This window comes from Dolichospermum sp. LEGE 00246, from assembly GCF_015207865.1.
Classification (GTDB): Bacteria; Cyanobacteriota; Cyanobacteriia; order Cyanobacteriales; family Nostocaceae; genus Dolichospermum; species Dolichospermum heterosporum.
Genome location: NZ_JADEWA010000280.1, coordinates 1 through 7193, shown reverse-complemented (window position 1 = coordinate 7193; position 7193 = coordinate 1). Strand labels below are relative to the sequence as shown.

The 7193-nt window shown below is 41.6% G+C and carries 6 protein-coding genes and 1 pseudogene; 1 reads left to right on the top strand and 6 read right to left on the bottom strand.

Translation table 11 applies throughout. The features are described 5' to 3' along the window. Window positions 1–17: 17 nt before the first annotated feature. On the bottom strand, window positions 18–1772 hold the full coding sequence (locus IQ228_RS17255; RefSeq protein WP_193963713.1) for an N-acetylmuramoyl-L-alanine amidase: 1755 nt from the start codon (window positions 1770–1772) through the stop codon (window positions 18–20). A 208-nt stretch (window positions 1773–1980) separates the two neighbouring features. On the opposite strand from IQ228_RS17255, the gene IQ228_RS17250 reads away from it, so the two are divergent. Next, a complete protein-coding gene (locus tag IQ228_RS17250) occupies window positions 1981–3615 on the top strand; it encodes a CTP synthase (protein WP_027401556.1) in 1635 nt (544 codons plus the stop codon). A 323-nt stretch (window positions 3616–3938) separates the two neighbouring features. On the opposite strand, the gene IQ228_RS17245 is transcribed toward IQ228_RS17250, so the two are convergent. From IQ228_RS17245 to IQ228_RS17225, 5 genes and pseudogenes are all read right to left on the bottom strand, one after another. Next, the gene (locus IQ228_RS17245; RefSeq protein ID WP_193963710.1) at window positions 3939–4838 is read right to left on the bottom strand and encodes an ROK family protein; all 900 of its coding nucleotides are present in this window, start codon (window positions 4836–4838) and stop codon (window positions 3939–3941) included. Between the two features lie 37 nt (window positions 4839–4875). Continuing rightward, window positions 4876–5040, bottom strand: coding sequence for a hypothetical protein (locus IQ228_RS17240; protein WP_173401696.1), 165 nt, complete (start codon window positions 5038–5040; stop codon window positions 4876–4878). Between the two features lie 66 nt (window positions 5041–5106). Beyond that, window positions 5107–5997, bottom strand: coding sequence for an ABC transporter permease (locus tag IQ228_RS17235; RefSeq protein WP_027401554.1), 891 nt, complete (start codon window positions 5995–5997; stop codon window positions 5107–5109). Further along, window positions 5998–6207 carry a Uma2 family endonuclease gene (locus IQ228_RS17230; protein WP_193963708.1) on the bottom strand — a complete coding sequence of 70 codons (210 nt, stop codon included), beginning with the start codon at window positions 6205–6207 and terminating at the stop codon, window positions 5998–6000. A gap of 403 nt (window positions 6208–6610) precedes the next feature. Next, window positions 6611–7012 (bottom strand): annotated as a pseudogene (locus tag IQ228_RS17225) (Uma2 family endonuclease); the annotation flags it as partial. Between the last annotated feature and the right edge of the window lie 181 nt (window positions 7013–7193).

The window sequence follows — 7193 nt, the reverse complement described above, 5'->3', positions numbered from 1 at the left end:
GGGTTAGGGGTGGGGTCTTATTCTTTCACCGTTTTAAACCATTCAGTTATCCCGTCAGCCAAAGTATTAGCCATTTTCTTCTGTGCTTGGGGATTAACTATTTCCTCAAACTCATAAGGATTACTCATAAAACCCAACTCTAATAATACCGCCGGTGCAGCATGGGGACGAGTCAAGGCTAAATTATTCCAAAACACACCATAGGAAGGTTTACCAAGTTTTTTAACTACATAATTTTGTAAAAATATTGCAAGGCTGTGTGATTGAGGATGATACCAAAAAGTACCAAAGCCTTTGGTTTTTTCCGCATCACCATTATCCGGTAAAGAGTTATGATGAATGGAAACAGCGATCGCAGGTTCTTCTGTATTAATAATTACCTGACGTTCCCCCAAAGACACATCACGATCATCCTCCCTCGTCATCACCACCTTAGCGCCGCGCTTCACCAACTCATCTCGCAGCAATTGAGAAATGATCAAATTCACATCTTTTTCTAAATACCCAGTTGGACCACTAGCGCCAGATTCTTTACCACCATGTCCTGGATCAAGTACAATTTTGATACCAGATAAAGGTAAACGGTTGCTATTTTTCAGATCAGGTGGATGACGTAAAGTTAAAACCAAGGTTGTATTGTCATATCTCAGCTTATAGCCCCACTGTTGGAGGTTTTTGAGGTTAAAAGTATATTTGATCTGTGTGGGACTTACCTGTTGCCAACCTAGGCGAGAAATTAGGCGATTATCATCTAGGCGAATTGTGTCTGTTTGGGCAATGGTATTGTAAAGGGTAAGAGTGAAAGCATTATTTCCCTGTTCCACACTCACCGGCACAGCAGTTTCTAAGGGAAAACGAATCTCTGTCGCTTCAGCTAATTGCCGATAGCCGACACTCCGAATCACCGTCTGTGGTGCAACCGCACCTGGTATAATTTTAGTCTCCTTGTTATTAATCCAAGCACCATAGTCTAAGCGCAACCATTCACCGTCCTTAGCCGTAACACTCGCCATAGTTCCCTTTGGCAATGGTGTAAGTCGTGAATAATCTGTACTAGATCCCGTGCGAGTAACGCCTGATTCTGATGCAATTTCTGCAACTGGTAACTGTGTCGGGGACAGAATTTCGATTTTGCCTAAACCAGTTTGAGTTATTCTTTGATCATTAATTTGTAAATTAAATTGAGGTTTTCCTAAATCAGCAGCATTTGCGACTGTTGTACAACCTTGGTATTTGGTAAGACTAGAAAGATTAGGCTGATTTAACCCCGTCAAGACACTTGAATTTGGAGGTAATTGTGCCTGGGAAGGTTGGGGTAAAAGGGCAATATTTTGATTTACCAGATTCACCCAAACAGTAGCTTGAGGTGGTGCAACTGCACTAAAACAAATTAATTCTCCTGGTAATCTGGCAATATCAGCAGCAGGAGTCAAGGAATCCCTAGCAAAGCCTAAACCTTGGGGTAACTCAGGTTGAGTGGACACCCTGATGATCTTAATCTCTCGTTCTTGATTTTGGTAACGGACTTTAAATATATTTTCCCCTAACTGCAAGGGAAAACTAGGGGAAAAATGCCCAGCCTTGCTACGGTTAATTAGCTTACCATTAATTAAAACCTGACCCTGGGAGGGTGCTGTACCGATAAAAAATATTTTTTCTGTGCTGGTTTGGTAGTTTGTAGGGGGAAAAACTACTAAAAGTGGTTCTTGTGCTAATGCAACTGAGGAGGTGACTAAGAAATTAAATAATACTAACCCTAAGAGTTTTTTCATGGACAAACACAGAAGATTTGAGGATAGAGACTGTGGCACAATAGCCAAGATGGAATCAAATATGAATGCAAAAGTGGCAATACATTGGTCTCAAACAAGAGAATTCAATCGGGTAAAATTCATCCTGCATACAAGCCTCCAACATTGTCTACACAAATTCTCCTTCGGGAACAAAATCTATTAAGAGTTGCTAGAAATTGAAAATACTATGACTAAGTTTATCTTTGTAACTGGGGGCGTTGTTTCCAGTATTGGTAAGGGCATTGTAGCAGCAAGTCTGGGACGTTTGCTTAAATCGCGGGATTATTCGGTTTCGATTCTTAAACTCGATCCCTATATTAACGTTGATCCAGGCACGATGAGTCCTTTTCAACATGGGGAAGTTTTTGTCACCCAAGACGGTGCAGAAACAGATTTGGATTTGGGACATTACGAGCGCTTTACTGATACTTATATGTCTCGATTAAACAGTGTTACTACTGGCTTAATTTATCAGTCAGTTATTAACAAGGAACGCCGAGGCGACTACAATGGCGGCACTGTTCAGGTAATTCCCCACATTACCAATGAAATCAAAGACAGAATTCTCAGAGTTGCTAAAGAAACTAATCCCTCCGCCGTGATTACGGAAATTGGTGGGACTGTAGGTGATATTGAATCACTACCATTTTTAGAAGCAATTCGCCAATTGCGAAAGGAAGTAGGAAAGCGTAATGTGTTATATATGCACGTTACTTTGTTGCCTTGGATTGCGGCAGCGGGAGAGATGAAAACCAAGCCTACTCAACATTCTGTGAAGGAATTGAGATCCATTGGCATTCAACCAGATATTTTAGTATGTCGGAGCGATCGCCCCATTCCTGTGGGCTTGAAACAAAAGTTATCAGAGTTTTGTGATGTCCCTGTAGAATGTGTTATTACCAGTCCAGATGCCCGTAGTATTTATGAAGTTCCAGTAATTTTAGAACGGGAAGGATTAGCCGAACAAGTTCTCAACTTACTGCAAATGGAACAACGTCAACCCAATATGACACAATGGGAAACGATGGTAGACCGGATGTATAATCCTCAACACACCGTCGAAATCGCCATTGTTGGTAAATATGTGCGGTTGGGTGATGCCTACCTTTCTGTGGTTGAGTCTTTACGTCATGCGGCTATTGCAACTCATGGTGATTTGCGTCTGCGGTGGGTAAACTCGGAAGTTTTGGAAAATGAACCACCGGAAAACTATCTATCAGGTGTTGATGCTATCATCGTTCCTGGCGGCTTTGGTAGTCGGGGGATAGACGGGAAAATTGCCGCGATTAAATACGCACGCGATCGCCAAATTCCCTTTTTAGGTTTATGCTTAGGAATGCAGTGTTCTGTCATTGAATGGGCGAGAAATGTCGAAGGCTTATCTAATGCCAATAGTGCCGAATTTGACCAATATACGGATAATCCAGTTATTAACCTGTTACCAGAACAACAAGATGTAGTAGATTTAGGCGGAACAATGCGCTTAGGGTTATATCCTTGTCGGGTACTTCCCAACACTCTAGCTTTCCAACTTTATCAAGAAGAGGTCATTTACGAACGCCACCGTCACCGTTACGAGTTCAACAATGTTTACCGTAGTCAGTTATTAGATTCTGGTTATTTAGTGAGTGGCACATCTCCAGATGGTAGATTAGTGGAAATTGTCGAATATCCCAAACATCCCTTCTTTATCGCTTGTCAATTTCACCCTGAATTTCAATCTCGCCCTAATGCACCTCATCCTTTATTCAAAGGATTGATGATCGCTGCCATTTCTCAATCCCATTCTGCAACTGCTACACCTAAGCCTGTACAAGTGTGACAGGTGACAGGTGACAGGTGACAGGTGACAGGTGACAGGTGACAGGTGACAGGGAACAGGGAACAGGGAACAGGTGACAGGTGACAGGTGACAGGGAACAGGTGACAGGTGACAGGTGACAGGGAACAGGGAACAGGGAACAGGGAACAGGGAACAGGGAACAGGTGACAGGGAACAGGGAACAGGGAACAGGGAACAGGGAACAGGGAACAGGGAACAGGGAACAGAAAAATTCAGTTGTATAATTAACTCTGTCCCATTATTTAATAGACATCTCCGAGAAATAATGTAGAGACGTTCCATGGAACGTCTCTACAAAGGTTTTAGGATACGCATATTTGTCTAATTGTTAATGCTAATTTAGCAGCGCCTACCATTCCTGCTGCATTTCCTAATTCTGCTGGGAGAATTTGCAAACCTGCGCGAGATGTTGGTAAAACTCGTTTTTCGATTTCTGCTGTTAATGACGGTAAGAAAAACTCAAAACTTGCACTTACACCACCACCAATAATAATGGCTTGGGGTGTTAGCACATATAATAAACCCGTTAATCCAATTCCTAAGTCTTTACCATATTCTTGCCAAAAAGTCAAGGCTTCTGGATTTCCGGTTTGGGCAAGTGCGCCCAATTCTGATGGTTCTTTGCCTGTGCGGCGACGGATGGCAGATATGGAAGTATGCTGTTCTAATGAACCTTGATTGCCACTATTGCACATCGGACCATCGGGATTTAAGGTAATTAAACCTAACTCTGCTGCTGCACCTTGATGTCCGACAAACAATTTACCATCAAGAATAATTGCCCCACCAACCCCAGTTCCCAAAGTTAGTAAAATCAAATTGGGGAAATTTCGACCTGCACCTAACCAAGCTTCTCCTAAACCGGCACAGTTAGCGTCATTTGCCAAAATTGTCGGTTTACCCGTTTTGGCTTCTAACCAATCTGCTAAGGGGACATCATGCCATCCTATGAGATTAATGGCAACTTTGGCAATTCGTCCCGTAGCATCAGCAGGACCCGGAGTACCCAAACCAATGGCGATACTTTCATTATTGGGGTCAATTTGGGCGATCGCATCTACTATTGTAGATAATACAGCCTCTGGTGTTGCAGGTTGGGGAGTATCCACAGATAAAGATTGTAAACAATTACCATCTGCTGTAAATCGTCCCAACTTAATCGCAGTCCCCCCTAAGTCAATTCCAATTACTTGTTTTGTCATTAGTCATTAGTCAGTTGTTATTTTTCCAAATTACCAATTACCCATTACCCTTTTTAATAACTTGTACATTTGCAATTGGGTATGAAGTTTTGTGTACCTGTTGCCAATCTGTGATTGGTGCGCCTTTTAAAATACCAGATAAGGCTACAGAAAGCATTAATCCACCTGTAGCAGCCGCAATTAAAGTCATATTATCGTTCACAAAACTCTCTCAGTAATAATTACATTTTTGTTAATTGACCAATAACCAATGACCAATGACCAATAACTATTGCCTATTTTCTCTTCTCAGACGAGGATTGACAAATTCATTTAACCCCTCACCAAGTAGTGATAACCCTACAACTAAAGTTGTCATTGCCAAACCAGGAAATAAGGTAGTCCACCAAATGCCTGTAGGTAGTGCTTCTAGAGCTTGTTTTAAATCATATCCCCATTCCGGTACTTCTTCGGGTAATCCTAAACCTAAAAATCCTAAACCGCCTAAGACTAATATGGCATCTGCGGCGTTGAGGGTAAAGAGGACGGGGACGCTTTGAATAACATTGAAAAATAGATACCGAGATAAGACAACCCAGGTAGAAGCCCCCATTGCTTGTGCAGCTTCAATGTACACTTCAGTTTTGACGCTAACGGTGTGGTTACGAACGACGCGATAATATTGGGGAATGTAGGCTATACTAATGGCGATCGCTGCATTTAAGATACCTCTCCCCACGACAAAAGCCAATGTTACTGACAGTAGCAATCCCGGCAGTGTATAAATACTATCCATTAGAAACAGTAGAGCTTTATCTAATTTTCCTCCCAAATAACCGCTAACCATTCCCAATGGCACACCAATAATCATACTCAAAGATGTTGCTAAAGTCACAACTTGCAACGCCGCTTGCACACCAAACACACTGCGAGAAAAGACATCATAGCCTAAACGACTTGTGCCAAACCAATGTTTAACCGAAGGTGCTTCATGAATAGGATTAGCAAGAAATTCCTTCGGGTTTTGCAACCACCCCCAACTTTGGAAAACAGGAGCAAAAAAGGCTAAAAAGATGAAAAATAGAGTCATACCTAACCCAATCTGCATTAATCGCTGGGAGAGGCTAGGATTTTTCGGAAATTTCCAGAAATTCGGTAATTGCTTTTTTGTGATGGTCATCTAAACACCGGCTGTAAAAATTTGATTAGCAGTTAAATTTAACTCTGGCCAACTTGGTGATATGATCAGGTCATTATCTCTAAACTGACTAACTTGATATTCTTCATCTATTAGGTGATAAATAGAAATAGTTGGTTGTTTGAGATTGCCAATAAATGCTCTACCACCTAAAGCAGCATAATCAACAATCCAATATTCAACAATCCCCATTTGTTCATAAGAATACCCGGTAAGTGGGAAACGAGCGCGTCTTTAGACCTGAGAGGGAAACGACACGAGCGGTTTTAACCGCTGTGGATATTAAATTAAAATTAAAACCAGATTTTTGATTGGAACCTGGAAACCAACTCCCATTTCTGGGGTAATGTTAGCTAGATGCCTCCGGCACGCTGCGCGAACGACCTGTTATAAGAGCTTTTTAGACTTGCAACACTGTTTCAGTGACCTTAAAACTGTTTAATTGCAAATGACAGAGCAGGGAACTAGCAACGCATTCCGGGGTGTCGTGACTCAAATAACGGCTACCATGAGAGTAAACTCAGGGTGGTCTGGTCAGTACGGCTTGCTTGATTACTCTTGCAAGCCCAGTCCCTTTAGGGCTGGGTTACTGACAATCAGCCAATTTTTTGTGGTAATCATCACGCCAATTTGTACTGACAATTTCCACCACAAGAGGAACAGACGCAGATTCACTAATAGTAGACTGTTTTTTCCACAAAGGTTCATTGACGAGATTAGGCCGATTTAACAGTATTATGTCTGGTAAGTATGCTGATTTGCTGTTTGCTGATTTGCTGTTTGCTGATTTGGGGATGAAGTAAGGAAGTTTTAGCCGACTAAACTCTAATGTAATTTGTGTAGCTAAAAATCCAACAATTTCTTCATGATCTCCTACGGGTGGTGTCATTTCTACAATTACTCCATCATGTAATTCATAGCGGACTCCTGTATTTGGATACCACTCTGTAAACTCTTCAAAGCTGACTAATTTAGTTTGAGGTAAAGCTTGAATCATAATTTACCCGCCTATAAAATTGTAGAGTGAGTTAGCTATAGTGTAACCTCCGTTCTATAAAACTTACCCAAAATTACCAAAGTCTAGACACATCTGGACAGCGATAATCTTAGTGTTTATTTCCTGCTTCATCGTGGTCTTAGAATGACTTCTAAGAGGTTTTTCCACTCGACAGACAATC